Annotated in this window: 24 protein-coding genes and 1 tRNA gene; 16 read left to right on the top strand and 9 right to left on the bottom strand. The window is 62.2% G+C overall.

Annotated elements, in window-relative coordinates:
* From U0988_RS05750 to U0988_RS05740, 3 genes are all read right to left on the bottom strand, one after another.
* Complete coding sequence (locus U0988_RS05750) at positions 1-483, bottom strand: MerR family DNA-binding transcriptional regulator (RefSeq protein ID WP_322291672.1); 483 nt, start codon at positions 481-483, stop codon at positions 1-3.
* Between the two features lie 31 nt (positions 484-514).
* Positions 515-877, bottom strand: a complete 363-nt coding sequence (hisI, locus tag U0988_RS05745) for a phosphoribosyl-AMP cyclohydrolase (RefSeq protein ID WP_322291671.1) — start codon at positions 875-877, stop codon at positions 515-517.
* A gap of 333 nt (positions 878-1,210) precedes the next feature.
* Entirely contained in the window at positions 1,211-2,047 is an 837-nt protein-coding gene (locus U0988_RS05740) for a ComF family protein (RefSeq protein ID WP_322291670.1), read from the bottom strand.
* Positions 2,048-2,076: 29 nt separating this feature from the next.
* Between U0988_RS05740 and U0988_RS05735 the strand changes: the two genes are divergently transcribed.
* Positions 2,077-2,835: a methyltransferase domain-containing protein gene (locus U0988_RS05735; protein ID WP_322291669.1), complete on the top strand. Its 759-nt coding sequence runs from the start codon at positions 2,077-2,079 to the stop codon at positions 2,833-2,835.
* Here the strand turns inward: U0988_RS05735 and ppdK are convergent.
* Genes ppdK through U0988_RS05715 form a run of 4 tightly spaced genes read right to left on the bottom strand, consistent with a single transcriptional unit; the run spans position 2,832 to position 9,059 of the window.
* Entirely contained in the window at positions 2,832-5,492 is a 2,661-nt protein-coding gene (ppdK, locus tag U0988_RS05730; RefSeq protein ID WP_322291668.1) for a pyruvate, phosphate dikinase, read from the bottom strand. The two genes, U0988_RS05735 and ppdK, sit on opposite strands and share 4 nt — an antisense overlap.
* 8 nt (positions 5,493-5,500) lie before the next feature.
* Positions 5,501-7,915 carry a glycine--tRNA ligase subunit beta gene (glyS, locus tag U0988_RS05725; RefSeq protein ID WP_322291667.1) on the bottom strand — a complete coding sequence of 805 codons (2,415 nt, stop codon included), beginning with the start codon at positions 7,913-7,915 and terminating at the stop codon, positions 5,501-5,503.
* Positions 7,915-8,163, bottom strand: a complete 249-nt coding sequence (locus U0988_RS05720; RefSeq protein WP_322291666.1) for a hypothetical protein — start codon at positions 8,161-8,163, stop codon at positions 7,915-7,917. Before U0988_RS05720 ends, glyS begins: the two co-directional genes overlap by 1 nt.
* Complete coding sequence (locus tag U0988_RS05715; protein WP_322291665.1) at positions 8,160-9,059, bottom strand: glycine--tRNA ligase subunit alpha; 900 nt, start codon at positions 9,057-9,059, stop codon at positions 8,160-8,162. The genes U0988_RS05720 and U0988_RS05715 overlap by 4 nt, the downstream gene beginning before the upstream one ends.
* Positions 9,060-9,216: 157 nt before the next feature.
* On the opposite strand from U0988_RS05715, the gene U0988_RS05710 reads away from it, so the two are divergent.
* The 9 genes from U0988_RS05710 (at position 9,217) to U0988_RS05670 (ending at position 16,912) form a co-directional block, all read left to right on the top strand.
* Positions 9,217-10,167, top strand: coding sequence for a TraB/GumN family protein (locus tag U0988_RS05710; protein WP_322291664.1), 951 nt, complete (start codon positions 9,217-9,219; stop codon positions 10,165-10,167).
* Entirely contained in the window at positions 10,167-11,072 is a 906-nt protein-coding gene (locus U0988_RS05705; RefSeq protein WP_322291663.1) for a TraB/GumN family protein, read from the top strand. Before U0988_RS05710 ends, U0988_RS05705 begins: the two co-directional genes overlap by 1 nt.
* Before the next feature lie 142 nt (positions 11,073-11,214).
* The gene (locus U0988_RS05700; protein WP_322291662.1) at positions 11,215-11,880 is read left to right on the top strand and encodes a 50S ribosomal protein L25/general stress protein Ctc; all 666 of its coding nucleotides are present in this window, start codon (positions 11,215-11,217) and stop codon (positions 11,878-11,880) included.
* A gap of 93 nt (positions 11,881-11,973) precedes the next feature.
* On the top strand, positions 11,974-12,543 hold the full coding sequence (gene pth / locus U0988_RS05695; RefSeq protein WP_322291661.1) for an aminoacyl-tRNA hydrolase: 570 nt from the start codon (positions 11,974-11,976) through the stop codon (positions 12,541-12,543).
* Between the two features lie 39 nt (positions 12,544-12,582).
* Positions 12,583-13,593, top strand: coding sequence for an SDR family oxidoreductase (locus tag U0988_RS05690; RefSeq protein WP_322291660.1), 1,011 nt, complete (start codon positions 12,583-12,585; stop codon positions 13,591-13,593).
* Positions 13,594-13,670: 77 nt separating this feature from the next.
* Entirely contained in the window at positions 13,671-14,771 is a 1,101-nt protein-coding gene (gene ychF / locus U0988_RS05685; protein ID WP_322291659.1) for a redox-regulated ATPase YchF, read from the top strand.
* Between the two features lie 60 nt (positions 14,772-14,831).
* A complete protein-coding gene (locus U0988_RS05680; protein WP_322291658.1) occupies positions 14,832-15,629 on the top strand; it encodes a DUF1206 domain-containing protein in 798 nt (265 codons plus the stop codon).
* Between the two features lie 43 nt (positions 15,630-15,672).
* A complete protein-coding gene (locus tag U0988_RS05675) occupies positions 15,673-16,425 on the top strand; it encodes a MauE/DoxX family redox-associated membrane protein (protein ID WP_322291657.1) in 753 nt (250 codons plus the stop codon).
* A gap of 25 nt (positions 16,426-16,450) precedes the next feature.
* Entirely contained in the window at positions 16,451-16,912 is a 462-nt protein-coding gene (locus tag U0988_RS05670) for a MaoC family dehydratase (RefSeq protein WP_322291656.1), read from the top strand.
* 7 nt (positions 16,913-16,919) lie between these two features.
* Here the strand turns inward: U0988_RS05670 and U0988_RS05665 are convergent, their stop codons facing one another.
* Positions 16,920-17,429: a hypothetical protein gene (locus U0988_RS05665; RefSeq protein WP_322291655.1), complete on the bottom strand. Its 510-nt coding sequence runs from the start codon at positions 17,427-17,429 to the stop codon at positions 16,920-16,922.
* Positions 17,429-19,243 (bottom strand): DNA mismatch repair endonuclease MutL, encoded by a 1,815-nt coding sequence (gene mutL / locus U0988_RS05660; protein WP_322291654.1) that lies wholly within the window; start codon positions 19,241-19,243, stop codon positions 17,429-17,431. The genes U0988_RS05665 and mutL overlap by 1 nt, the downstream gene beginning before the upstream one ends.
* 193 nt (positions 19,244-19,436) lie before the next feature.
* Between mutL and U0988_RS05655 the strand changes: the two genes are divergently transcribed.
* From U0988_RS05655 to U0988_RS05630, 6 genes are all read left to right on the top strand, one after another.
* Positions 19,437-20,480 (top strand): rod shape-determining protein, encoded by a 1,044-nt coding sequence (locus tag U0988_RS05655; protein WP_160755266.1) that lies wholly within the window; start codon positions 19,437-19,439, stop codon positions 20,478-20,480.
* Between the two features lie 13 nt (positions 20,481-20,493).
* Positions 20,494-21,384, top strand: coding sequence for a rod shape-determining protein MreC (gene mreC, locus U0988_RS05650; protein WP_322291653.1), 891 nt, complete (start codon positions 20,494-20,496; stop codon positions 21,382-21,384).
* Entirely contained in the window at positions 21,381-21,935 is a 555-nt protein-coding gene (locus tag U0988_RS05645) for a rod shape-determining protein MreD (RefSeq protein ID WP_322291652.1), read from the top strand. The genes mreC and U0988_RS05645 overlap by 4 nt, the downstream gene beginning before the upstream one ends.
* Before the next feature lie 2 nt (positions 21,936-21,937).
* On the top strand, positions 21,938-23,986 hold the full coding sequence (gene mrdA / locus U0988_RS05640) for a penicillin-binding protein 2 (RefSeq protein ID WP_322291651.1): 2,049 nt from the start codon (positions 21,938-21,940) through the stop codon (positions 23,984-23,986).
* Positions 23,983-25,101: a rod shape-determining protein RodA gene (gene rodA / locus U0988_RS05635; RefSeq protein ID WP_322291650.1), complete on the top strand. Its 1,119-nt coding sequence runs from the start codon at positions 23,983-23,985 to the stop codon at positions 25,099-25,101. Before mrdA ends, rodA begins: the two co-directional genes overlap by 4 nt.
* A gap of 130 nt (positions 25,102-25,231) precedes the next feature.
* Positions 25,232-25,307: transfer RNA gene (locus U0988_RS05630), tRNA-Lys, on the top strand.
* Positions 25,308-25,571 lie beyond the last annotated feature (264 nt).

The following is a 25,571-nucleotide window of genomic DNA, read 5'->3' as shown; positions in this document are numbered from 1 at the left end:
TCAGGAAGCCGATGAGTCCAGATCGAGGCGCTCGATCTGCTTGATGAAATCGGTCAGTTCGCTGATCGAGGAATCGATATCGTCACGCTGCGCCTTCAGCTTGGCGACGTGGCGGCGGCAACGGTCGATCGTGACGCGGCGTTGCTCGACCCGGCCATCATCGAGGTCGTAAAGGTCGATCATTTCGCGGATTTCCGTCAGACTGAAACCCACGTTTTTCGCCCGCATGATCCATGCGAGCCGCGCGCGGTCGCGTTTCGAATAGACTCTTGTCAGTCCAATTCTGGCAGGCGCGACCAGCCCCTCGTCCTCATAGAACCGCAAGGCGCGGGCGGTGCAATCGAACTCCGACGTGAGATCGGAAATGCTGAATTGCTCGCGCGACAATTTGTCGGGCCGGTCCAGATGGGCGCCGGCGTGACGGGCAGGACTCGATTGATCTGAACCAATCGAGGTGGGCTTGGCATGGGCTGCGTTCGACATTCCGCTTGGTTACATCACCTTTACGTAAAGGTCAACTGGATTTCGGCTTCAGGCCGTCCTTCCCCAGTTCCCGGTAAAAGCAGTCTTGCGCACCCGTATGGCATACGGGGCCAGCGGGAGTGCACTCGAGAATCAGCGCGTCCTGATCGCAATCGACCAGAATCCGGATCACCGCGAGCGTGTTTCCGGAAGTCTCCCCCTTCATCCACAGCCGGCCGCGGGACCGGGAGTGGAAATGGGCGGTGCCGGTTTCCAATGTCCGGTCGATCGCTACTTGATCCATCATGGCCACCATAAGCACATCTTTGTTCCGAGCATCGACAACAACTGCAGTCAGTAACCCGTTGGAATCGAACTTCGGCAGGAACTCGCTCCCGTTTTCCCGGGCAGTCATGGAGGATTGATCAGCAGTCACGAATGTTCCTTCCAGCGGTCGAAACCGAGCATCAAGACGTCTTTATTGGATGTTGCAGTATAACCACAGACGTAACGTAAAATCCGGTCGATACACACAACGCACTTTGATGTTTAGGGTCCTGATGGAATGTATCGGCCGTGGCTCGTCTGAGCCACCCACCGAACGGCGGTGCCGACAGAGCGCCAGGTTCAGGGGACTAAGGAGAGCTGCCCGCTTCGGCGAAGGCACCTCCAGAACGATGAGGGATTGGATTCGGGTAATCTTCTGGGGGGATGATTACCACACCGAAAGGCGGATCCAGCATTTTCGTCACGTGGCGCCCGGGTCCGGATCGGTCCCGGGCGTTATGTTTTGAGGCCGCAAATCGAGCGCTTCGTCCATCACCCGCGCAAAACACGCAATTACCACCTTGGCCGCCCCTGCCCTTTTCAGAACCTTCACACAGGCGTCGCTGGTGGCTCCGCTGGTGAGAACATCATCGACCAGAACAATGTTCGCGCCCTTGACGAGCGCCGCCTCCCGCTCCTGCACCGCGATGGCACCGGACAACATCCGACCGCGGGCCTTCTTGCCCAGACCGCCCAGCGATGCTGTCGCTTTCGTACGCGCCAATCCGTCGACGATCAGGGTACCGTCCGTCAACCGCGCCAGCTCGGCCGCGAGCAACGCCGCCTGGTTATAACCGCGATGCCACAAGCGCCAGCGATGAAGGGGAACCGGCATGATCAGCCAATCACCCTCCATCGGCGGCAGGCGCGCAGCGATCAGGCGGGCCAGCATCGGAGCCATCCCAATTCTCCGGCCATGCTTGAAGGCCAGCACCAGCTTGCGCGAGGCAGCATTGTACAGCGTCCCGGCGGCAATCCCGTCGTGCCGCGGCCGATCGGACAGGCACGGCGCGCACAAGGCCCCTTCCGACACGCTGCTGCCGCCAAACGGGCGCTGGCAGGCGGCGCAAGCGGGCTCTCCGGGAATCTGCAATTCCGTCCAGCACGGGCCGCATAACCCCTGATGACCTGCGATACCCTCGCCGCACAGCGGGCAGCGCGGCGGATAGATCAGATCGACGATCGGCGCAGTGGCCTGCGCGAAATTGGCAGCGATGATCGATCCCAGCGACATCATGCCGCTCTGCCGCGCTTGCACCCGGCTGACAAGCGCGGCAAAGCGGACCGATGCCGCCCGGTAGCCCGCCCCGCATCTTCGACCCGGTTCGCCGCGCAGCGCTAGCCCGCCGTGCCGAGCGTTTGTTACAGGAGCCAGATGCCCCCCGGTTTATCCTCGATGAAATGGTCGATGACGTGCTGGAACGCCTGGCTTTCACGCGCCAAGAGCCCGCGCGCTGCCTGCTCGTCGGGGATCGCGGGCGCAGCCTTGCACGCGCCCTTGCTACACCGGATCGGGAAATCATTTCTGCCGATCCGCCTATGCTCGATGAAGAATGCCCGCTGCCGTTCGAGCCCTTCGATCTGATCGTCAACCTGTCTTCACTCGCTACCGTCAACGACCTGCCCGGCGCGTTGATCCATATCCGGAACGCGTTGAAGCCCGGCGGGCTGATGATTGCGAGCCTGGTCGGTGCGGGTAGTCTGCCCATGCTGCGGCAGGCAATGTATGCGGCCGATGGGGACCGGCCAGCGGCGCGGATGCATCCGATGGTGGACAATCGTTCCGGCGCGGAGCTTCTGCAGCGTAGCGGCTTTGCCCGCCAGGTCGTTGATACGCATACACTTCACGTCAGCTACCGGAGTTTCGACCGGTTGATCGCCGATCTTCGGGCGCAGGGTCTGACGTCCGTGCTAGCTTCCCGCACTCCGCCGCTTACGAAAGCGGCGCTAGAGACGGCCCGACGGACCTTCATGGACCATGCCGACGACCAAGGGCGGGTACTCGAAACCTTCGAGATACTGACCCTAACCGGCTGGAAATCCTAGCGAAGCGAAGCCTGCGCCGCTGCGAGCCGCGCAATCGGCACACGGTAGGGCGAGGCGCTGACGTAATCCAGACCGACTTCCTCGCAAAAGGCGATACTCGCCGGATCGCCGCCATGTTCGCCGCAAATGCCCAGCTTGATCCCGGGCTTCGTCTCGCGGCCGCGCTCCGCCGCCATGCGTACCAGTTGGCCGACAGCCTCGATATCGAGGCTGACGAAAGGATCGCGGGCGAAAATGCCCTTTTCGACATAGGGCGCGAGGAACCGGGCGGAATCGTCGCGGGAAACGCCCAGCGTTGTCTGGGTCAGATCATTGGTCCCGAAGGAGAAGAACAGTGCTTCATGAGCGATTTCGCCCGCCATCAGTGCGGCGCGCGGCAATTCGATCATGGTGCCGACGAGATATTCGATAGAACGACCCTTGTCGGTGAACACTTCCTGAGCCACCCGGTCGATCAGCACCTTCAAAATCGCCAGTTCGCGGCGGGTCGCGACCAGCGGCACCATGATTTCGGGCACCGGAGCTTCGCCCGAGGCATCGGCCACTTCGCACGCCGCCTCGAAAATCGCCCGCGCCTGCATCTCGTAGATTTCGGGATAGGTAATGCCCAGCCGGCAGCCGCGATGGCCCAGCATCGGGTTGAATTCATGCAGCTCCGCCGCCCGCCGCTTCAAATGATCGACACCTAGCCCGGTCACATCGGCCAGTTCGGCAAAATCAGCGTCAGCGGTGGGCAGGAATTCATGCAAGGGAGGATCGAGCAGCCGGATTGTGCACGGCAGCCCGACCATGACCTCGAAGATCTGGCGGAAGTCACCCCGCTGTTCGGGTAGCAACTTGGCGAGCGCCTTGCGCCGGCCCTTCTCATCCTCTGCCAGGATCATCTGGCGCACGGCACTGATCCGGCCGGCGTCGAAGAACATATGTTCGGTCCGGCAAAGGCCGATGCCCTCCGCGCCGAATTGCCGCGCCATCCGGCAATCGTCTGGCGTTTCGGCGTTGGTGCGCACGCGCATCCGGCGGTGCTTGTCCGCCCATTCCATCAGAGTCCCGAAATCGCCGACCAGTTCCGGTTCGATCGTCGCGACGAGGCCCTCCATCACCTGCCCCTTGGCCCCGTCGAGGGTGATCAGATCACCCTCGCGCAGTTCCGCGGTCCCGATCCGAAGAGTCCGGGCCACCATGTCGATCGACACCTGCGACGCGCCGGAAACACAGGGGCGGCCCATCCCGCGCGCCACCACGGCGGCATGGCTGGTCATCCCGCCCCGCGCGGTCAGGATGCCCTGCGCGGCGTGCATCCCGTGAATATCCTCCGGGCTGGTTTCCACCCGCACCAGGATGACCTTTTCGCCGCGCGCCGCATATTGTTCCGCAGTGTCCGCATCGAGCACGATCTTGCCGCTGGCTGCGCCGGGCGACGCCGGAAGGCCGGTGGTCAGCACCGTGCGCGGTGCGTCGGGGTCGAGCCGCGGGTGCAGCAATTGGTCGAGCGCCATCGGATCGATCCGCAGCACCGCTTCGCGCTCGTCGATGAGGCCCTCGCCGACCATGTCGACCGCCATTTTCAGCGCCGCCCGCGCGGTCCGCTTGCCGCTGCGGGTCTGCAGCATCCACAACTTGCCCTGCTGGACGGTGAATTCGATGTCCTGCATATCACGGTAGTGCCGTTCCAGCAGGTCGAACACCTGCGCCAGTTCGGCATAGGCTTCGGGCAGGGCTTCTTCCATGCTCAGCGGTTTGGCACCGGCGGCTTCGCGGGCTTCACGGGTCAGATATTGCGGCGTGCGGATGCCCGCGACCACGTCCTCGCCCTGCGCGTTGATCAGATACTCGCCGTAATAGGCTTTCTCGCCGTTCGCGGGGTTGCGGGTGAAGGCGACGCCGGTTGCGCTCGTATCGCCCATGTTGCCGAACACCATCGCCTGCACATTGACGGCGGTGCCCCAGTCGGAGGGGATGTCGTTCAATCGACGATATACCTTCGCCCGGTCCGCATCCCAGCTGTCAAACACGGCGGCGATTGCGCCCCATAATTGTTCGTGCACGTCGAGCGGGAATGGTGCGCCCCGTTCCTGCTCCACGATGGCTTTGTACTGCGCGACAAGAACCTTCCAGTCCTCAGCTTCCATCTCCGTATCGGCGTAGAAGCCTTTGTCTTCCTTGGCGATTTCCAAGGCTTCCTCGAACAAGCCGTGATCCAGGCCGAGCACGACGTCCGAATACATCTGGATGAAACGGCGGTAGGAATCCCAGGCGAACCGCTCGTCACCGGACGTAGCTGCGAGGCCCGCGACGGTTTCGTCGTTGAGGCCGAGGTTGAGGACGGTGTCCATCATCCCGGGCATGGAAACCCGCGCGCCCGAGCGCACAGACACCAGCAGCGGATCGTCCTTGCTCCCGAAATTCTTGCCAACGGCGGTTTCCACCTCCCGCAGCGCTGCGGCCACATCGGCGCGCAATTCGTCCGAGAAGTCCGACCCACCGGCCAGATATTTCACGCATTCTTCGGTGGTGATGGTGAAGCCGGGCGGCACCGGCAGGCCGATTTCGGCCATTTCCGCCAGGTTCGCGCCCTTCCCCCCGGTGACGGTCTTGTCCTTCGCGCGCGGATCGATTGAAGCGTCCGTGCCGCCGAAACTGTAGACCGTCTGCATGTGGGAATTTATCCTTCGATCTTCGAGAAGTCCGCGACGTTGTGCACTGCAGCACGGAACCGCGCAAGCAGATCGAGCCGCGCCGTCCGTTTGTTTTCTTGGGGGTCGTTAACCGTGACTTCCTCGAAAAAGGCGTCGATCGGCGCGCGGAGCGATGCCAGCGCGGCCATCGCGGCGGAGAAATCCTCCGCCGCGATGGCCGCGGCGGCACGGGGCTCGGCCTCGGCCAAGGCGTCGATCAGTGCCTGTTCTGCGGGTTCGGGGGTGTAGGAAAGCTGGCCTGCGTGCCGCTCGGCCATCCTGGCTTCGATCACTGGCTTCATGTCCGGATCGTCCACCAAGGCGAACGGATCCTCTTCGCCTGTATGCGGAACATCGTCACCTTCGCTCCCCCGCGCAGGCGGGGGGCTAGTGGGGCTGAGCGCTCCTTCACCCTGGGCCCCCGCCTGCGCGGGGGAGCGGGTGGGCTCGGTTATCCAGCCTTCCTTCTTGAGGATATTCGCCGCGCGCTTATAGGCGGCGAGCAGGTTGGCACCCTCGGCGGTCTCGACATAATTCTGCAATGCACTCACCCTTGCCAGCAGCCGGACAAGATCGTCCTCGCCACCTAGAGTAAACACCGCATCGATCAAATCGTGCCTGACTCCCGCTTCGCGCTGCTGGACTTTGAGGCGGTCGGCGAAGAAGTCGGTCATCTGTTCGAGGAGGTCGGCGGGACCGTTTCGCGCAGGGTCGAACAACTGATTCCAGGCATCGACCAATCGGGCAAGGCCTGAACGAAGCCCATTTTCGAGTATGAGGGCAATGCAGCCAAGGCCGGCGCGGCGAAGAGCGAAAGGATCTTTCGATCCAGAGGGCCTTGCCCCAATCGCAAAGAAACAAATCAAGGTATCCAGCTTATCCGCCAAACTCACCGCCACCGTTACCGGCGCAGTCGGCACATCGTCGCCCTGCCCGACCGGTTTGTAGTGATCGCGGATGGCGTCGGCTACGGCGTCGGGCAGGCCCTCGGCGCGGGCGTAATAGCCGCCCATGAGGCCTTGCAATTCGGGAAATTCACCGACCATTTCGGTGACGAGGTCGGCCTTGCACAAGCGGGCGGCGAGTTCGGCCTGGTCTGCGAGGCGCGCTCGATCCTCCCCCATCGGGGGAGGGGGACCACCCGCAGGGTGGTGGAGGGGCACGGGCGGACTGGAAGAACCTTGAGAGGTCGCGCTAACAGCACCTGCCCCTCCACCAAGCGTCGCATTGTCCCCCGCCCCAATCTGGGGAGGTATGATCCCTTCCACCACCAGCCACCGCGCCAGCTTGGCCACCCGTTCGGCCTTGTCGGCCACGGTGCCGAGCTTCTCGTGAAAGGTAATCCGCCCAAGCCCCTCGGCGTGCTGCGCCAGGGTTTTCTTCCGGTCCACATCCCAGAAAAACCGCGCATCGGACAAGCGCGCGGCGAGGACTTTGCGGTTGCCATCAACAATCGCTTCACCGCCATCGGCCGCTTCGATATTGGCGGTGCAGATGAAGGCATTCGCCAGTTTGCCGTCCTTCTCGCACACGAAATATTTCTGGTTCACCCGCGCGGTCAGCTGGATGACTTCGGGCGGGACCTGCAGGAAATCTTCCTCGAACCGGCCGACCAGCGGCACGGGCCATTCGGTCAGCCCAGCGTTTTCGACGACCAGACCTTCATCCTCGACCAGATCGAGCCCGGCGATGGCGGCGGCGTTTGCCGCGCCGCTGCGGATCATCGCTTCGCGCTCGCCGTGGTCGACGATTACGTGGCAGGCGCGCAGTTTCTCTGCATAATCACTCGCGCCGCCGAGGGTGATCGGGCCGGGGTGATGGAACCGGTGGCCGAGCGTCGCGCAGCCTGACGTCACGCCGTCCACTTCGCACGGCACAACTTCATCGCCGAAGATCGCCACGATGCCGGACAGCGGTCGGACCCAGCGGAGGCTCTCGGTGCTGATCGACGAAGCCCCCCAGCGCATCGATTTGGGCCATGGGAAGGCGCGGATGATCGCCGGAATCGCATCCGCCAGTACATCGGCAACAGCGCGGCCGGGCTGCTCGATCACCGCGAAATAGGTGCTTCGCCCTTTGACGTCACGCAGTTCGAGACTTTCGCGCGTCACGCCGTTCTTGCGGCAAAAACCGTCGATCGCCTGATCGGGAGCACCCTCGGGCGGACCCTTCGCTATTTCGTTGACGGCTTCGGTCTGCGTGGGCAGGTCGCGGGCGATCAACGCCAGGCGGCGCGGGGTGGACCAGACGGTGACATCCAGTTCCCGCTCATCCTGAGCCTGTCGAAGGACACCTGCGGCGGCCATTTCGGCGCGGAACAGTTTTTCGAGGTCAGCGCGCGCGCCCTTCTGCATCCGGGCGGGAATTTCTTCACAGCGCAGTTCGAGGAGGAAGTCGGGCATCAATCGGCAACTATCATTGGAGTAGCTTCAATCCACCAGTCAGGAAGGACGAACCGCCAGAGCAACCAAATCACAATTCCTCCGGCAACGGTCAGACTAAAGGCTATGGGCTGGACGCGCTTCTCACTAAGTTTGCCTCGCCAAACAAGCCGCTCGATCCGCGAATGAAAATAAAAGTACGAAAAAATCCAGAAATAAATAGTCAGAAAAGTAACGAAACCGAGAACGGCTTGAACGAGCACAATCATGCCGACCACTCCGGGAATTTCTCGGCCCATTCGTCTTTCTTGAGTTCCATGTGCTTTTCGCAGGAACCACGGGCCAGATCGCGCACACGGCCCATGTAGCTGGCGCGTTCCTGGACAGAGATCACCCCGCGCGCCTGCAGCAGGTTGAAGATGTGGCTGGCCTCGACCGCCTGTTCATAGGCGGCAATCGGAACATCATTGGCGAGCGCGTTGCGGCACTCGGCCTCAGCCTTGCCAAACAGGTCGAAAAGCGCATCGGTTTCGGCGACCTCGAAGTTCCACTTGGACATCTGGCGTTCGTTTTCGAGGAACACGTCCCCATACGAAACTCCGGCGGAATTGAACGCGAGGTCGTAAACATTGTCCACGCCCTGGATATACATTGCCAGCCGTTCCAGCCCATAGGTCAGCTCGCCCGCCACCGGCTTGCAATCGAACCCGCCCATCTGCTGGAAATAGGTGAACTGGGTCACTTCCATCCCGTCACACCATACTTCCCAGCCCAGCCCCCACGCGCCGAGCGTGGGCGATTCCCAGTCATCCTCGACGAAGCGGATATCGTGTTTCAGCGGGTCGATCCCGATCACTTCAAGGCTCTTGAGGTAGAGTTCCTGCAAGTCGGGCGGGCTCGGCTTCAGGATCACCTGATATTGATAGTAGTGCTGCAGACGGTTGGGATTTTCGCCGTAACGGCCATCGGTAGGGCGGCGGCAGGGCTGGACGAAGGCTGCTTTCCAGGGTTCGGGTCCAAGCGCACGCAGCGTGGTCGCAGGGTGAAACGTCCCTGCCCCCATCCGCATGTCGTAGGGTTGCAGGATCAGGCAGCCGTTCGCGCTCCAGAAATCATGGAGGCTGAGGATCATGTCCTGAAAGCTGTGCGCGGGGTCTCGTTTCATTATGCCGCGCTTTGGCGGACGTGCGTTTTCCGGTCAATGCCGCGGCGACCTTTCCCGCTAAAATGACACGAGAGGATGACTTTCTATCAGGCAGTCCTGACATAGCCAGAGTGCTCCGTCTGCGGTAACGCTTTAATCAACCGTTCAACTCTTCGGAATGAAAGACATCTCCATGACGAAATTCCTGCGCAAACTTGCCTGCACCGCCGCTGCCCTGTCCCTGATTGCGAGTACCCCCGTACTGGCACAGCAGCAGAAGCCAACGCCCGTCCCCACGGCCCAGGTTCCCGCCGAACAGGTGGAAATGGGCGGTCCGGCGCTGTGGAAAGTGGCCGACGAGGATACCACCATCTATCTGTTCGGCACGGTCCATGCCCTGCCCAAGGATGTCGACTGGTACAAAGGCAATGTCGCCGATGCGCTGGCATCGTCCGACATCCTGGTTACCGAAATCATGATGACGCCGGATGCAGCCACCAACATGCAGTCGATCATCATGAACACCGGGATGCTGCCCGCCGACCAGAAACTGCGCGACTTGCTGGATGAGGCACAGCGGGCATCCTACGATGCGGCGATGACCAAACTCGGAATGCCGGTGGAAACCTTCGACCGGTTCGAACCGTGGTACGCCAGCATGATGCTGTCGATGCTGCCGATCATGAAGGAAGGCTATTCACCCGAAAGCGGAGTCGAGGCGGTGCTGACTGCCAAGGGCGGCGAGGCCAAGCCGCGCGGCGAGTTGGAAACGATCGAATTTCAGATGAGCCTGTTCGACCAGCTGCCGCTCGAAAGCCAGATCACGTTTCTGGTGCAGGCAGCCGAGGGCGTCGACACGATCAAGGGAATGCTCGACAGGATGGTCGCGGAATGGCTGGAAGGCGATGCCGACGGCCTGGCTGAACTGATGAACGAAGGGCTGACCGACCAGGTGCTGGCCGAACGCCTGTTGTATCAGCGCAATTCCAGCTGGGCCGAATGGATCGACACTCGTCTGGACACGCCCGGCACCGTGTTCATCGCCGTCGGAGCGGGCCATCTGGCAGGAGACAAGAGCGTGCAGGACGCGCTTGAACTGCGCGGCATCGAAATTTCGCGGGTCCAGTGATGAAGCAGCTTCTCCTCTCCGCAGCGCTGGCGCTGTCCTGCACCCTGGGCTTGTCAGCCTGCGGAGAGAAAACTGCGGGCGAAATTGAGCAGCCAACCCAGCAATCAGCCCCCCGGCCGGCCATGTGGGAACTGGCTTCGTCCGACGGGACGGTGGAAGGCTGGTTGTTCGGCACCATCCATTCGCTACCCGACGGCACCACTTGGGAAACGGAACTGATATCCGATACCATCGACGAGGCCGACCTGCTGATTGTCGAGATCGCCGCGCTGGAGGACAGCGCAGCGATTGCGCATATCTTTACCCGGCTCGCCCGCACCGAAGGCTTGCCGGCGCTGTCTGAACGGCTGCCCGCCGGCGACCAGGCGGCGCTGCGCGATATGCTGGCCGAAACCTCCTATTCCGACAGCGATTTCACGGCGACCGAAAGCTGGGCGGCCGCGTTGATGCTGGCGCAGGGTGTTCGCAGCGGGAACCCCGAAAACGGAGTCGACCGCGCGCTGCTGCGCCGCTTTGCAGGGCGGCCAGTCCGCGAATTCGAGGGGCCTGCGCGCCAGCTTGGCATTTTCGATAGCCTGCCCGAACGGGACCAGCGCAACTTGCTGGCAGCGGTGGTGCAGGAAGGCGGAGACGCTGCCGAGGAAAGTGCAAAGCTCGCGCGCATCTGGATCAGCGGCGACATGGGCAGCCTTGCGCGCGAGAATTCCCGGGGATTGATGTCCTACCCCGAACTGCGCACCGCCTTGCTGGTCAAGCGGAACGAGGATTGGGCGGAACAGCTGGACATTTTGTTGCCCGCGTCTCCGCCGGCCCTGATCGCCGTCGGCGCAGCCCACATGGCCGGGCCCGAAGGATTGCCCAGCTTGATGCAGCAGAAAGGCTATAATGTTACGCGGGTGCAGTAACCGGCGAAGCGGACACTGCACCGCGCCATTCCCGCTTGTCATTTGCCCGCTTTCCCCGTAAAGGCGCGCGCTTCCGGCCAAGGTCATCCCTGGAGGCTTGGCAGACGGAAGATCAAATAATGCAATTCGAAAGGCAATTACCATGAGCGACGCTCTGACCCTGCCGGCCGAGACGCGCGAACGGGCTGGCAAGGGAGCCTCCCGTGCACTGCGTCGCGAAGGCCGAGTACCTGCTGTCATCTATGGCGGCGGCGAAGACCCTGCCCCGATTCACGTCGAAGCCAAGGAGCTGAACCGTCAGCTCGGCACCGGCCACTTCATGAACTCGATCGTGATGATCGAGATCGGCGGCAAGAAAGTGCGCACCCTGCCGAAAGACGTTGCCTTTCATCCGGTGAAAGATCAGCCGCTGCATGTCGATTTCTTCCGCCTGTCCAAGGATTCGAAGATCGAAGTCAGCATCCCTGTCGTGTTCATCAACGAAGAAGCCAGCCCCGGCCTGAAGAAGGGCGGCGTTCTCAACGTGGTTCGCCACGATCTGGAACTGGTTTGCGAAAGCGACAAGATCCCCGACGAAATCCACATCGACGTTACCGGTCTGGAAGTCGGCGATTCGATCCATATCAGCAGTGTCCAACTGCCGGCAGGTTCCGTCAGCGCGATCACCGATCGTGACTTCACCATCGCCACCATCGTTGCTCCTTCTGCCATGAAGAGCCAGGACGGTTCCACCGATGAAGAAGCTGACGTTGCCGCTGAAGCAGCAGCCGAGGAAGAAGAAGCTGGCGAGGAAGAAACCAGCGAGTAATCGCTTCCTTCCCGTTTCGGAATTTGCAGGACGCCGGTCTTTCCCAGAAAGGCCGGCGTTTTGTTTTGCAGGCATTGTCGCTAGGGGAAGCCGATGCAGCTTTGGGTAGGTCTCGGAAATCCCGGTCCGCAATACGCGATGCACCGGCACAATGTCGGGTTCATGGCGGTGGACGTCATCGCCGGAATGCACGAATTCGGGCCGGTGCAGAAGAAATTCTCCGGCTGGATGCAGGACGGGCGGATTGGCGGACAGCGGATCATCCTGCTTAAGCCCGCGACGTTCATGAATGAAAGCGGCCGCGCGGTCGGCGAGGCCTTGCGGTTCTACAAATTGGGCCTTGATGCGCTGACCGTCTTCCACGACGAACTCGACCTCGCGCCGATGAAGGTCAAGGTCAAGCAGGGTGGCGGTACCGCAGGACACAACGGTCTGCGTTCGATCGACCAGCATTGTGGTGCCGATTTCCGCCGGGTGCGAATCGGGATCGGCCATCCCGGGCACAAGGACCGGGTGCACGGCTATGTCCTGGGCAATTACGCGAAAGCGGAACAGGACGATCTGATCAGCACCCTAGCCGCGATCGGTTCGGAGGCCGACTGGCTGGCCAAAGGTGATGACGCGCGCTTCATGAACGACGTTGCGCTGCGATTGCAGGAGTGATCTGATAGGCTGGTACGAAGCTTCAAGGAGATTCTGCCCGTGTCCTCGTTCAACTCGATTTCGATCAACCGCCGGACCCTGCTGGCAGGCGCTGCGGCCACGAGCGCCCTCGCCGCAGCCAGCTCTGCCGCGCAGGAGGGTGTCCTGTCCGCCAGGCCCGACATGCGCGGCAAGTCGGTCCTCATCACCGGCTGTTCGTCCGGCTTCGGGCGGCTCGGCGCGGAGCACTATGCGCGGCTCGGTGCGAAGGTGTTTGCGACGATGCGGAACCTTCCTCGCCCGGAAGCGGAGGAACTGACCGCGCTGGCGGCGCGCGAGGGACTCGACATCCATGTCATCGAAATCGACGTCACCGACGATGCGCAGGTCACCGCCGGGGTGGCGGAGGCGGAACGGATCAACGGCGGCGGGTTGGATGTTCTGGTCAACAACGCCGGGGTCGGGATTACCGGACCTGTCGAGGTCCAGGACATGGAAGCAACCCGGCTGGCGTTCGACACCAACGTCCTCGGCTATCACCGGCTCGTGCGCGCGGTTCTCCCGGGTATGCGGGCAAAGAAGGCCGGGCAGATATTCATGATTTCCAGCCAGCTCGGACGGGTCATCGTCCCCGGCGGCGGACATTATTCCGCGACCAAATTCGCGATCGAGGCGCTGGGTGAACAGCTCGCCTACGAACTGGTGCCGCACAATATCGAAGTCACCATCATCCAGCCCGGCGGCTATCCGACCGAAATCTGGCGCAACCGCAACCAGTACAACACCGCATTGAAGGAACGGGCTGAGGGTATCCACACCGCCGGCTATCCGCAGATGGTTGCCCGGATGGGTACCGAGGACGGCTCCGGCCGCAGCGCCGATCCGATGGACGTGCCGGGTGCCATTGCCGAAATCGTCGCAATGCCGCCGGGCACCCGGCCCCTGCGGCGCGCGGTCCATCCCGGCGGCAAGCCGCAGCTCCCGATCAACGAAACGAGCGCGCGGGTCCAGGTCGGTTGGCTAGGCGAAACACCCCTCGGTCCCTGGATCAAGGCGGTTCACAACGTGTAGTGCGCCGATCACCGGGCTGGTAAAGCGGCCCGCGCGGGTCTAAGCGCCGCCTCCAGTTCTTACTTCCGGAGTTTTCGATGGGTTTCCGTTGCGGGATCGTCGGGCTGCCCAATGTCGGCAAGTCCACCCTTTTCAATGCGCTCACAGAGACGCAGGCGGCGCAGGCGGCCAATTACCCGTTCTGCACGATCGAGCCGAACGTCGGCCAGGTCGCCGTGCCCGACGCCCGTCTGGACCAGATTGCCGCGATTGCCGGCAGCGCGAAAATCATCGAAACGCAGCTCGGCTTTGTCGATATCGCAGGCCTCGTCAAAGGCGCCAGCAAGGGTGAAGGTCTGGGCAACCAGTTCCTCGCCAACATCCGCGAAGTCGATGCCATCGTCCATGTGCTGCGCTGTTTCGAAGATGACGATATCCAGCACGTCGCCAACAAGGTCGATCCCCTGTCCGACGCGGAAGTGGTCGAAACCGAGCTGATGCTGGCCGATCTCGAAAGCCTCGAGAAGCGCGTTCCGGCGGCGGAAAAGAAGGCCAAGGCCGGTGACAAGGAAGCAAAAGTCATCGCCAGTGTGCTGGGTCAGGCGCTCGAATTGCTGCGCGAAGGCAAGCCGGCGCGGCTAACCGAACCTGCCGATATCGAGGAAGAGCGGGTGTTCAGGCAGGCGCAATTGCTCACCGCCAAACCTGTGCTGTATGTCTGCAACGTGGCCGAAGAGGACGCGGCGACGGGCAACGCCATGTCCGAACAGGTCGCAGCCAAGGCGGCAGCGGAAGGGGCGCAGTCGGTTGTAGTATCGGCCGCCATCGAAGCGGATCTGGTGACCATGCCGGCCGAAGACCGCGGCGAATTTCTGGCCGAGCTCGGCCTGTCCGAAAGCGGCCTCGCCCGCGTGATCCGCGCCGGATATGAGTTGCTCGGGCTGCAAACCTATTTCACTTGCGGGCCCAAGGAAGCGCGCGCATGGACCTTTCCCAAAGGTGCCAAGGCTCCGCAGGCGGCGGGCGAGATCCACAGCGATTTCGAACGCGGTTTCATCAAGGCGGAAACCATCGCGTTCGAGGATTTCGTCTCCCTCGGCGGTGAAAGCGGCGCGCGCGATGCGGGCAAGCTGCGACAGGAAGGCAAGGAGTACCTGGTCCAGGACGGCGACGTGCTGAACTTCAAATTCAACGTCTGAATCTCGGCACTTTTTTCCGCTCCGCCCGTTTCAGGGTGAGATGAAGCGGGGAAACAACACATGATAGACAAGTCCGAAAAATTCCGCTCGCTCGTGAGAGTGGGCTATTTCAGTCGCGCGATACTCTATATTGTCCTCGGGCTTATCGCCCTCACGAGCGCGGGAAGAATCGCACAGGGTACCGACGGCATTTTCATTGCAATCGAGGAATTTCCTGCGGGCATGGCGATATTGTGGCTGATGGTCGTCGGTCTCACGGCCTATGCGCTGTTCCGTCTCGCCTCGACACTTTTCGACATAGAAAACCACGGTTCCGACACGGTCGGCTGGGGAACGCGCATCGGCCATGCGGGAAGCGCAATCGGCCATTTTGCATTGGCGTTTTCCGCTTACAAATTCGCAACCTCCTCCGGCGACGGGGGCGATGGTGCGCAGGACGCCGCGGCCGGTGTCCTGTCCGTGACCCTTGGCGGAGCAGTGCTCGGGATCCTTGGCCTGCTGTTCTTCATCGCCGCCTTGGCGCAGGCGAAAAAGGGCATAACCGGCTCCTTCATGCACCGGATCAGCCCCCAAGCCCCTGACTCGACCCGCTGGCTGGGCGGCGCTGGGTTCCTGGCGCGGGCGGTAGTGTTCATCGTCATCGGCTGGTCGCTGGTGAAGGCCGGATTCCTGTCCAGCGGCACCGATCAGATCAAGACGCTCGGCGATGCGGTCGCCTCGCTGTCGGGCGAAGGGGTGATCTTCACGCTGGTGGCTGCTGGGCTGCTGATCTTTGGAATATTCAGCCTGATCCTGGCGCGCTACCGGATCATTCCGGACATGGACCCGGGCCGGAAGATCCCTTCCTTCCGGGCATGACTACTGACTTGAAATATACCCCCCTAGGGTATATCTTGAGAGCATGAAACAGGAACCCATATCGCCGGGCAAGACAGCCCAACTCTATCGTATGGTGGTGGACAAGCATGTGTGTCCCTACGGAATCAAGTCGAAATGGCTGCTGGAACGGGAGGGCTATGAGGTCGAGGACCACCACCTCACCACTCGCGAACAGACTGATGCCTTCAAGCGCGAGCATGGCGCCGACACCACTCCGCAGACTTTCATCGGCGGGCGGCGGATCGGCGGATACACGGAATTGAGGGCGCATTTCGGCAATCCGCTGCCAAACCCCGACGCCACGAGTTACCGCCCCGTGCTGGCGGTATTCGCGGTGGCGGCGGCGCTGGCGCTGTCGATCAGCCAGTTTGTCTACGGAATGCCGCTGACCATCCGCACCGGGGAATGGTTCATCGCCTTTTCGATGGCCATGCTGGCCATGCTCAAGCTGCAGGATGTCGAAAAATTCTCCAGCATGTTTGTCGGTTACGACCTGCTGGCAAAGCGTTTCGTCCCATATTCCTACGCCTATCCCTATCTGGAAGCACTCACTGCAATCCTGATGGCGGGGCGGATACTACCGTGGATTTCGATCCCCGTGGCGCTGACCATCGGGACGATAGGTGCCGTATCGGTGTTCTACGCAGTCCAGATCCAGAAGCGCGAGATCAAATGCGCCTGTGTCGGCGGCAGCGGAAACGTGCCGCTCGGCTTCGTTTCCCTGTCGGAGAATCTCGCGATGGTGGCTATGGGTCTGTGGATGCTGGCCTATTGAACGCTGGCGCCATAGCGGAGCCTGCATGATATATTTCGAAGATATCGAGGTCGGATCGTCCAAGACCTTCGGCCGATACGAAGTAACCCGCGAAGAAGTGCTCAAATTCGCGGAAGCGTATGATCCGCAGCCGTTCCACCTCGACGACGAGGCCGCTGCGCAGACCCATTTCGGCCGCTTGTCGGCCAGCGGTTGGCACACCTGCGCCATGACCATGCGAATGATGGTAGAGGATATGAAAATCCACCAGCAGGCGGGGCTGGGATCGCCCGGCGTCGACCAATTGCGCTGGGTGAAGCCGGTCTATCCGGGAGATACGCTGTCCTGCCGCAGCGAAATACTCGAGAAGCGGCGGAGCAAGTCACGCCCCGAAATGGGCATCTTCAAATCGAAGAGCCAGACCTTCAACCAGCATGGCGATCTGGTGCTGGAAATGGTCTCCAACGGCCTGATCCGCGTTCGCGATCAGTCTTGCTCGGAGGAATAACCCGCGCCTAGAACCCGCAGTTCGCGGAACCACTGGCCCGATAGACGATCTGGTCACGCCCGTTGAAGACAGAAAGCGTTGCGGGATAGGTGACCGTTTCGGAGCCTGACGCCTTCCCCTCCCCAGGCGCGAACAGCAGCCGGATCGAATGGACCTTCCCGTCATATTTTTGCCAGGTTCCCATGGGTCCCTGTTTGCCGCCCTTGTCCGAAGCATACCGAACGATTGTGTCATCCACCTTCATATAGGCGCGTTCGGCCTGTGTCAGGGCGATCGGGTCAAGCGCGCCGCCTTCCGGTATGAACGCGCAGCCCGATCCGTAGAGATTGCTCTCCTCATAATCGCGAAAATCAATTCGCTGCGGCGAAATCGGGTCCGGCGGCACGATGCTGGCCCGTTCGACCGCGGCGATTTTCTCCGCATCTATCCGCGCCTGTTCGGCCGGACTGACCTCTTCCGCGCAGGCAACCAGAACGCTTGTCGCAACGATGAGCATAAACGCGGTGCGCTGGTCCATCAGTGTCTCCCGAACAGTTTTTCGACATCGTCCATCGACAGCTTGACCCATGTGGGGCGGCCATGGTTGCACTGGCCCGAGCGGGGCGTCCGCTCCATTTCCCGCAGCAGCGCGTTCATTTCCGCAACCGACAATGTCCGCCCTGCCCGCACCGATCCGTGACACGCCATCGTGGCCAGCACCAGATCGAGCTTCTCGCCCAGCAGCAGAGCCTCGCCATGTTTTGCGAGATCGTCGTCGATATCGCGCAGCAGCGCCGCCGGATTGCTCTTGCCGAGCGCATGAGGAACGGCGCGAACCAGCATTGCGCCGGGCCCGAACCGTTCGATCACCAGCCCCAGAGCCGAAAGCTTGTCCGCCGCATCCTCCAGCCGGTCGCAGGCGGTTTCCTCCATCTCGACAACGTCCGGCAGCAGCAGCGCCTGGCTCCGCTTGACCGCGTCCTCCGCTCCTGCCGCGCGAAGGCGCTCCAGCACCAGGCGTTCATGGGCCGCGTGCTGATCGACCAGCACCAGCCCGTCCGCGGCTTCGGCCACAATGTAGGTGTTGGCGACTTGCCCCCGGGCAATGCCGAGCGGGTATTCGTCGGCTTGCGGCGGGAGTTCCTCGGCCTGCTGCGCCCGGCCCATCGGTGCGGCCAGCGTCTCACCTTCCATCCCGCGCCATTCGGGTCGCGGCGATGCCAAATGGTCGGCAGAGGGCGCGGACCAGTCGCGCCCTTCGAACATCGAGCGCAAAGCGGGTGCAGGTTCCGCAAGCGGTTCCGACTGCCACCGCCCCATCGCCGCGACATCCGGCGATTGCGCGCTGCGCCGGTCCCCCGTTGCGAGGGCCTGGCGCAGTCCGGAAACGATGAACCCGCGCACCGCCTGTCCATCGCGAAAGCGGACTTCGGTCTTGGCCGGGTGGACGTTCACATCGACTTCTTCCGGCGGCAGGGTGAGAAACAGCGCCAGCACCGCATGGCGGTCGCGCGCCAGCATATCGGAATAGGCTCCGCGTACCGCGCCCGTCAGCAGCCGGTCCTTCACCGGTCGGCCGTTGACGAACAGATATTGATGATCGGCCACCCCCCGGTTGTAGGTCGGCAGGCCGGCGATACCGGTCAGCCGCATCGGACCCGCCGCCGTGGGACGCTCCAACTCGATCGCAACGCCGTTGTCCGCCAGTTCGCGCGCAATGATCCCGGCGACTCTAGTGGCGACAACTTCTCCCGGCTGCAGGCTCAGCACCCGCCGTTCGCCGTGATCGAGGGTGAAGCCGATGTCCGGCCGCGCCATCGCGAGGCGGTGCACCACATCCTTGCAGGCGGCATATTCGCTGCGCGCGGTGCGCAGGAACTTGCGCCGCGCCGGAACCTTGTGGAACAATTGCTCGACCCGCACCCGGGTGCCGGGGGGCAGTGCCGCCGGGCCATCTTCCAGCAGCACGCCGTGATCGACCACCCGCCGCCAGCCCTGTTCACCGCCTTGAGGGCGGCTCTCCAGCGTGAACCGCGCCACGCTGGCGATGGAAGGCAAGGCTTCGCCCCGAAAGCCGAGCGTCGCGACCTGTTCGATAGCCTCGTCCGGCAATTTGGACGTCGCATGACGTTCGAGAGACAGAGCCATTTCCGCCGGGTTCATCCCGCAGCCGTCATCGGTCACTTCGATCCGGGCGAGGCCGCCGTCGACCAACTGGACCGCGATGCGCCGCGCACCGGCGTCGATCGCATTTTCAACCAGTTCCTTGAGCGCGGCAGCGGGCCGCTCCACCACCTCCCCCGCAGCAATACGGTTGACAAGGGATTCGGGGAGGCGGCGGATTTCCGGCATCAGAAAAACAGCCTAGCGGTGAAGCGCAGGATATTCGAGGCCGATGGTGAAAATTCGGTGGGCTGTTAACATAAATTTTTGGTGTTTTCCCTAGGGTTTGGCTAAGGGGAGCGCACTCCCTGTCATAAGCGGGTCCCGGCGGCGGCCAAGTGCTGCGCTGAAGCACCGCAAATTTTATGGATTCGACCGCGCAATGAGCTTCATCTCCCGCCTCTTCAAATTCGGATCGCAGAACATGGCGATCGATCTCGGTACGGCGAACACGCTGGTTTACGTCGAGGGGCGCGGTATCGTTCTGAACGAGCCGTCCGTGGTGGCGATAGAAACGCTGAACGGCATCACCAAGGTCAAGGCCGTTGGCGATGATGCGAAGATGATGATGGGCAAGACCCCCGACAGTATCGAAGCCATCCGCCCGCTGCGTGACGGGGTGATCGCGGATATCGAAATTGCCGAAAAGATGATCGAGCATTTCATCCGCAAGGTTCACGGCAAGAAAAGCATGTTCAGCTATCCGGAAATCGTAATCTGCGTTCCGTCCGGCTCTACCTCGGTCGAACGCCGCGCGATTCGCGATGCGGCAAGCAATGCTGGCGCGAGCCAGGTATATCTGATCCTGGAACCGATGGCAGCTGCGATCGGTGCCGACATGCCGGTAACCGAACCGGTGGGTTCGATGGTCGTCGATATCGGCGGCGGCACAACCGAAGTGGCCGTTCTATCCCTGCGGGGCCTGGCCTACACCACGTCGGTCCGCACCGGCGGCGACAAGATGGACGAAGCGATCGTGTCCTACGTCCGTCGTCACCACAATCTGCTGATCGGTGAATCCACCGCCGAACGGATCAAGAAGGAATATGGTATCGCCGTTCCGCCGGAAGACGGCATCGGCCTAACCATCACCCTCAAGGGCCGCGACCTGGTCAACGGCGTGCCCAAGGAAATCACCATCAATCAGGGCCACCTTGCGGAAGCCTTGGCCGAACCCATCGGCGCGATCGTCGAAGGGGTCCGGATTGCGCTTGAGAATACCGCTCCGGAACTGGCGGCCGACATTGTCGATCAGGGCATCGTCCTGACTGGCGGCGGCGCGTTGATCAGCGGGCTGGACGCACATCTTCGCGAGGAAACCGGCCTGCCGGTCAGCATCGCGGAAGATCCGCTTTCTTGCGTGGCAATCGGCACCGGCCGTGCCATGGAAGATCCCATCTATCGCGGCGTGTTGATGACCGCCTGAGGAAGGGACAATCATGGCGCCGCCTTCCAAACGGCGCCCCGGCTTTTCGCGCAGGGCGCAATACGGAATTTTCACCGGCTATGTAGTGGCTGGTATCGGCGCGCTCGTTGGTGCGGTCCTGCTCGGGCTGTCGCTGTGGCGTCCGGCCAACTTCAATGGTCCGCGGATGATCGCCGCTGACGCGGTCGCGCCCGTCGGGGAAGTGTCCGCGCAGACCCGTACCACCGGAAACGGCCTGATCGAAAGCATCACCGGCTATTACCGGGCCGGCAGCCAGAACGCGGAGTTGAAGCGCGAGATGGAACTGGCCCGCATCCGCTTGGCCGAAGCCAAGGCGGTGGAGCAGGAAAACAAGCGGTTGAAGGCGCTACTGGCCTTGCAGGAGGCCGAAGTGGAGCCGGTAGTCGTGTCCCGGATCGTGGGATCGACGGCTGCGAGTACCCGCCGGTTTGCCTATCTCGGCGCCGGGTCTTCCCGGGGGGTGACCGCCGGTATGCCGGTGCGCGGCCCGCGCGGCGTCGTTGGCCGCGTGCTCGAGGTCGGGCGCAATTCCTCGCGTATCCTTCTCCTCACTGACAGCCAGAGCGTATTGCCGGTCCGCCGGGCGCAGGACAATGTCGTCGCACTGGCCGAGGGGCGCGGTGACGGGCTGCTGCGGATCCGGCTGATCAATCTGGGGATCAATCCCCTGAAAATCGGCGATGTCTTCGTCACCAGCGGTTCGGGCGGCTATTATCGTCCCGGTGTGGCGGTTGCGGTCGTATCCCAACTAACCGATGACGGCGCGCTGGCGCGGATCATCAGCGATCCCGCCGCCACGGATTTCGTATCGGTCGATCCGATCTGGCAACCCGAGGCGATCATCGGCGCGGCCACACCCATCGAAGAAGAGCTGAGCGAATGAGAACCGCCTATCGCGGGACCGTCCGGCGGGACGAATTCGGCAGTCGGATCAACCGCCGCCACTCCGCAGTTCTCGCCTATGGTATCCCGGTCGCCAGCATCCTGGTGGGATCAATCCTGCCGCTCCTGTTCATTGCGAGCGCGGTGCCGCTGGTGCCGCCGATGGGATTCATGTTCCTGCTTGGCTGGCGGCTTGTTAGGCCCGGAATTGTGCCCGTGTGGGCAGGATTTCCGCTGGGCATCTGGGACGATCTGTTCAGCGGCTTTCCGTTCGGCAGCGCAATTCTGCTATGGTCGATGACATTGATCGCCATCGATGCACTCGAAGTCCGCTTCCCCTGGCATGGCTTCATCCAGGATTGGATGACCGCTGGGCTGATCCTTACGGTCTACCTGCTTGTCGCAACCCTGCTGTCGGGCGCACATGGTTCGTTTCCGATGCTGCTGGCACTTGTCCCGCAGCTCTTGCTGTCCGTGCTGTTGTTCCCCATTATCTCCCGCATGATCGCCAGCCTCGACAGATTGCGCCTGACCCGGTTCAGGAAGTCCTGACCATGGCCCGCAAGCGCGCCGGGCCGGTCGTCAATTCTGCCACTCTCAAGAATGCTTACGACCGGCGCAGTTTCGTCATCAGCGCCATGGGCGGCGGCGTGGGAACGCTGCTGGCCGTCCGCATGGGCTACATCGCAATTGCCGAGAACGAGAAATACGCGACCGAGTCCGAAAGCAACCGGGTCAATCTTTCCCTGATCCCTCCGCGCCGCGGGTGGGTACTGGACCGGAACGGAGCGCCCCTCGCCTCCAACCGGGCCGATTTCCGGGTCGATCTGATCCCTGACCGGATTGTCGACCGCGATCGGACTATCGGCGTTCTGGGCCAATTGCTGGCACTCGACCAAACTGCCGTACAGGACTTGAAGGACAAGATCTCGCAGGCGCGCGGGTTTCAGCCCATCGAAGTGTCGAGCGGGCTCGATTTCTCGCAATTCGCTGCGGTCAGTGTCCGCCTTCCCGAATTACCGGGCGTGGTGCCCCAGCGCGGCTTCTCACGGTTCTATCCTACCGGCCCGGCAGTTGGCCATCTCATCGGCTATGTCGGCCCGGCGTCAGCGGAAGAATACGAGAGCGACCGCAATCCGCTGCTGATCACTCCGGGTTACAAGATCGGCAAGGACGGCCTGGAAAAGCAGTTCGAGCAGGAATTGCGCGGTGTTCCCGGTGCCCGCCGGGTGGAAGTTACCGCCTCCGGCCGGATTATCCGCGACCTCGATACGAGGGAGGACGTCCAGGGCAAGCCGATCAAACTGACCATCGACGGTCCGCTGCAGGATTACGCCGCGCGGCGGCTTGGGCTGGAGTCCGGATCGGTGGTGGTGATGGACTGCGTGACCGGCGATCTCCTGTGCATGGCCTCCATGCCCAGTTTCGATCCCAACAGCTTTTCCGACGGAATTGGCCGGGTCGAATACGGTATGCTGAGCAGCGACGAGCGCGTTCCGCTGCGCAACAAGGTGCTGAAGGGCCTTTATCCTCCGGGATCGACGGTGAAGCCGATGGTCAGCACTGCATTTCTCAAGGAAGGCCTCGATCCGTCGGCTTCGGTCAATTGCAGTGGCGGCCTGCGAGTAGGAAACCGGGTGTTCCGCTGCTGGAAACGCGGCGGTCATGGCCGCGTCGATTTGCCCAAGGCGATTTACCAGAGCTGCGACGTCTATTTCTATCATTTCGCCCAGCAAGTCGGGATGAACCCGATAGCGGAAATGGCCCGCCGCTACGGCATGGGGCAGGAATTTCCGCTGCCGGTGGCCAGCCAGTTCTACGGCACTGTCCCCGACCCGCAGTGGAAGCTGAAGAAATACGACCAGCCCTGGGCTGCCTTCGATACGGTGAACGCCACCATCGGCCAGGGCTACATGCTTGCCAATCCGCTGCAACTGGCGGTTATGGCGGCGCGCCTGGCCTCTGCCCGGCAAGTCATGCCTCGCCTGATATTCAACACCAAAACCCCGTCGTTCGCCCCCATGGGGATCTCGGAAGAGCACGAAGCCATGATCCGCAAGGCGATGAGCGACGTGGTCAACGGCCCGGGTACTGCGGGCCGCGCGCGGTTGCCGTTGGACGACATCCTGATGGCCGGCAAGACGGGCACTGCGCAGGTGGTTTCGCTGTCCAAGTCGGATGGCCGGTCCGGACCGTGGAAATACCGCGACCACGGGCTGTTCATCTTCTTCGCACCATTCGACAACCCGCGCTATGCCGGCGCCGTTGTGATCGAGCACGGCGGCGGCTCGGGCTCTGCCTATCCGATCGCGCGCGACGTCATGACATTCATGTTCGATCCTCAAAAGGGGCTGGAGCAGCTCCATTCGATGGAATCCCAGTGGGGCGGCACCGCGCAGGAGCGGCTGGCAAAGAAATACGCCGCCTATGCCCGTGAAGCCGGTGAAGCGGTCGAACCTGTGCCGCGTCGGGAAGAGGAGATTTTCGATCAAGTCGATGCCGAGGCCCGGGCAGCCGCGCTGCAACCCGTGGTCGAGGCAACCGACGCGGCGATCAACCGCTCCGAAAATCTTGATTCCTCGAGGCTGGACGGAGCGGAATGAACACTATCGTTCCGGCCCCCATCGCCCGGCAGCCGTGGGAGATGCTGTTCCCCCTTTTCGTGCTGGTCGCCTTCGGCGCTGCGGTGCTCTATTCCGCCGGCGGAGGCGGCATGCAGCCCTTCGCAATTTCGCACCTTGTCCGCTTTGCCGTGTTCATGACCATGGCCTCGGTGATGGTAATGTTCGGCCGGGATTTCGTCCGGTTCATGACTTACCCCGCCTACGCTGTCGTACTGCTGCTGTTGGTCGCGGTGGAGGCAATCGGAGCCCTGGGCGGGGGGAGCCAGCGATGGCTCAACCTGGGGCCGATTGTCCTGCAGCCGTCCGAACTGATGAAGCCCGTGATTGTGCTGGTGTTGGCGCGGTTCTATTCGACGCTTCCGGCAGGTATGATTGTCGATTGGCGGGCACTGATCCCGCCCGCTGGACTGATCCTGGTGCCCATGGCGCTGGTACTGATGCAGCCCGATCTGGGGACTGCGCTTGCGATCGGATTTGGCGGGGCGGTGGTCATGTTCCTTGCCGGGTTGCCGATGCGCTGGTTTGTCGGCGCAGGTGCCGCCGCGGCAGTGCTTGCTCCGGTAGCATTCTTCTTCGGATTGCAGGAATACCAGCAGCGCCGCGTGACCACGTTTCTTGATCCCGAAAGTGATCCTCTGGGCGCAGGCTACCACATCATGCAGTCGAAGATTGCGATCGGTTCGGGCGGGTTTTCCGGCAAGGGCTTCAACGAAGGTTCGCAGAGCCACCTCAATTACCTGCCCGAACCGCATACCGATTTCGTTTTCGCCACCATGGCGGAAGAATGGGGTCTGCTGGGCGGGCTGGTGGTGATCGTGATCTTCGGCCTGATCCTGCGATGGGGCCTGAAGGTGGCACGCCGCTCGAACGACCGTTTCGCAAAGCTTCTCGCGTCCGGCATGGTCGCGACGATCTTCTTCTACGTCGCGGTCAATCTGATGATGGTGATGGGCCTTGCCCCCGTTGTCGGCATCCCCCTGCCGTTCATGAGCCATGGGGGTTCCTCGATGATGACCAACATGATCTGCATCGGCACCCTGATGATGGTAAACCGGTGGAACCGCGAGAGCCCGCGTGCGGGATTGATCAGCTAAGTTCAGCGGGCGAACCACCCGCATTTCACGGGGCGCGCAAGCTTTGTCCTTCCCAAGGGGAAAAGACGCGCTATATGCAGCGCCTCTCCGCCTCGCACCGCGATTCGGAGATGCCGCAATTCCCGGCGACGGACGCATAGCTCAGTTGGTAGAGCAGCTGACTCTTAATCAGCGGGTCCTTGGTTCGAACCCAAGTGCGTCCACCATATTTCCCTTATCCAGTATAAGTTTGCAGCGCATCGCGGCCCAGTCTTGTCTTTGGTTTCCCTCGTGCGGGTGCCAAAGGTGTGGCCAGATTCACGCAACAAGGCTCAACCTCCGCCGGTCTTCCCTTTAACCGTCAAAAAACCGTCAAAAAGTACTTCCCTCTCTCTCTTCCGCATTTATTTGAATCAACCGGGTCGGTAACCGAGGTAACGGTGTTGCCAGATCAGCGTTCAACATGATCTAGCGTGCAATGTTGATCAAGG

Origin of the sequence: Allopontixanthobacter sp. (genome assembly GCF_034376665.1) — a bacterium.
Lineage (GTDB): Bacteria > Pseudomonadota > Alphaproteobacteria > Sphingomonadales > Sphingomonadaceae > Allopontixanthobacter.
This window is presented reverse-complemented; position numbering and strand designations above follow the sequence as displayed.

What these genes read in the sequence shown, in the direction of transcription:
- U0988_RS05750 (WP_322291672.1), bottom strand. Translation starts at nt 483, where the DNA reads ATGTCGAACGCAGCCCATGCCAAGCCCACCTCGATTGGTTCAGATCAA.
- hisI (WP_322291671.1), bottom strand. Translation starts at nt 877, where the DNA reads ATGACTGCCCGGGAAAACGGGAGCGAGTTCCTGCCGAAGTTCGATTCC.
- U0988_RS05735 (WP_322291669.1), top strand. Translation starts at nt 2,077, where the DNA reads ATGCCGCCCGGTAGCCCGCCCCGCATCTTCGACCCGGTTCGCCGCGCA.
- ppdK (WP_322291668.1), bottom strand. Translation starts at nt 5,492, where the DNA reads ATGCAGACGGTCTACAGTTTCGGCGGCACGGACGCTTCAATCGATCCG.
- glyS (WP_322291667.1), bottom strand. Translation starts at nt 7,915, where the DNA reads ATGCCCGACTTCCTCCTCGAACTGCGCTGTGAAGAAATTCCCGCCCGG.
- U0988_RS05720 (WP_322291666.1), bottom strand. Translation starts at nt 8,163, where the DNA reads ATGATTGTGCTCGTTCAAGCCGTTCTCGGTTTCGTTACTTTTCTGACT.
- U0988_RS05715 (WP_322291665.1), bottom strand. Translation starts at nt 9,059, where the DNA reads ATGAAACGAGACCCCGCGCACAGCTTTCAGGACATGATCCTCAGCCTC.
- U0988_RS05710 (WP_322291664.1), top strand. Translation starts at nt 9,217, where the DNA reads ATGAAAGACATCTCCATGACGAAATTCCTGCGCAAACTTGCCTGCACC.
- U0988_RS05705 (WP_322291663.1), top strand. Translation starts at nt 10,167, where the DNA reads ATGAAGCAGCTTCTCCTCTCCGCAGCGCTGGCGCTGTCCTGCACCCTG.
- U0988_RS05700 (WP_322291662.1), top strand. Translation starts at nt 11,215, where the DNA reads ATGAGCGACGCTCTGACCCTGCCGGCCGAGACGCGCGAACGGGCTGGC.
- pth (WP_322291661.1), top strand. Translation starts at nt 11,974, where the DNA reads ATGCAGCTTTGGGTAGGTCTCGGAAATCCCGGTCCGCAATACGCGATG.
- ychF (WP_322291659.1), top strand. Translation starts at nt 13,671, where the DNA reads ATGGGTTTCCGTTGCGGGATCGTCGGGCTGCCCAATGTCGGCAAGTCC.
- U0988_RS05680 (WP_322291658.1), top strand. Translation starts at nt 14,832, where the DNA reads ATGATAGACAAGTCCGAAAAATTCCGCTCGCTCGTGAGAGTGGGCTAT.
- U0988_RS05675 (WP_322291657.1), top strand. Translation starts at nt 15,673, where the DNA reads ATGAAACAGGAACCCATATCGCCGGGCAAGACAGCCCAACTCTATCGT.
- U0988_RS05670 (WP_322291656.1), top strand. Translation starts at nt 16,451, where the DNA reads ATGATATATTTCGAAGATATCGAGGTCGGATCGTCCAAGACCTTCGGC.
- U0988_RS05665 (WP_322291655.1), bottom strand. Translation starts at nt 17,429, where the DNA reads ATGGACCAGCGCACCGCGTTTATGCTCATCGTTGCGACAAGCGTTCTG.
- mutL (WP_322291654.1), bottom strand. Translation starts at nt 19,243, where the DNA reads ATGCCGGAAATCCGCCGCCTCCCCGAATCCCTTGTCAACCGTATTGCT.
- U0988_RS05655 (WP_160755266.1), top strand. Translation starts at nt 19,437, where the DNA reads ATGAGCTTCATCTCCCGCCTCTTCAAATTCGGATCGCAGAACATGGCG.
- mreC (WP_322291653.1), top strand. Translation starts at nt 20,494, where the DNA reads ATGGCGCCGCCTTCCAAACGGCGCCCCGGCTTTTCGCGCAGGGCGCAA.
- U0988_RS05645 (WP_322291652.1), top strand. Translation starts at nt 21,381, where the DNA reads ATGAGAACCGCCTATCGCGGGACCGTCCGGCGGGACGAATTCGGCAGT.
- mrdA (WP_322291651.1), top strand. Translation starts at nt 21,938, where the DNA reads ATGGCCCGCAAGCGCGCCGGGCCGGTCGTCAATTCTGCCACTCTCAAG.
- rodA (WP_322291650.1), top strand. Translation starts at nt 23,983, where the DNA reads ATGAACACTATCGTTCCGGCCCCCATCGCCCGGCAGCCGTGGGAGATG.